The organism is Rhodococcus sp. 15-2388-1-1a (genome assembly GCF_002259145.1).
Lineage (GTDB): Bacteria > Actinomycetota > Actinomycetes > Mycobacteriales > Mycobacteriaceae > Rhodococcoides.
Window position 1 is genome coordinate 1 of record NZ_NPFP01000011.1, and the last position, 751, is coordinate 751.

Genomic DNA, 751 nt, shown 5'->3' on the forward strand with positions numbered 1-751 from the left:
TGCGTTGTTTGTGTTGGATTCCGGTTTGCGGCGGGTTCCGATCGGTGTGGTTGGTGAGTTGTATGTCGCGGGGCGGGGTGTGGCACGCGGTTATGTGCGACGGCCGGGCTTGACGGCATCGCGATTCGTCGCGTGTCCGCTCGGCCCTTTGGGTTCGCGGATGTATCGCACCGGCGATCTGGTTCGTTGGAATCACGACGGCGAGCTGGAGTATGTGGGTCGCTCTGACGATCAGGTGAAGATTCGTGGTTACCGCATCGAAATCGGTGAAGTGGAAGCAACACTCGCTGCCTTGACCGGAGTGGAGCGTGCGGCAGTGGTGGCCCGTGATACCGATACCGGCAAGCAGTTGATTGGCTACGTCGTACCTACCGAGGTGTCTGCGGGAATCGATGGTGGGGCGCTGCGCGAACGAGTTGCCGCGCGATTGCCTGCGTACATGGTTCCGGCCGTGGTGATGGTCATCGACGAGTTGCCGTTAACTGTCAACGGCAAGCTGGACAAACGGGCGTTGCCCGAGCCGCAATTCGCCAGCGGCGTTCACAGAGCGCCGTCATCTCCGGTTGAAGAAATTATCTCCGGCATTTTCACGAAGGTTCTCGACCTGCCGCGAGTCAGCGTGGACGACTCCTTCTTCGACCTGGGCGGCAACTCGCTCTCTGCGATGCGTGTCGTAGCCGCCGTGCAGGAAACCTTCGACTGTGAAATCAGCGTCCGTGCACTCATGGAAGCCCCCACCGTAGCGGGCCTG

General features: G+C 60.9%; 1 protein-coding gene. It reads left to right on the forward strand.

All coding sequences use genetic code 11. The features are described from left to right. On the forward strand, positions 1–751 hold a 751-nt coding region (locus CH302_RS08910; protein ID WP_141216614.1), incomplete at both ends, for a phosphopantetheine-binding protein.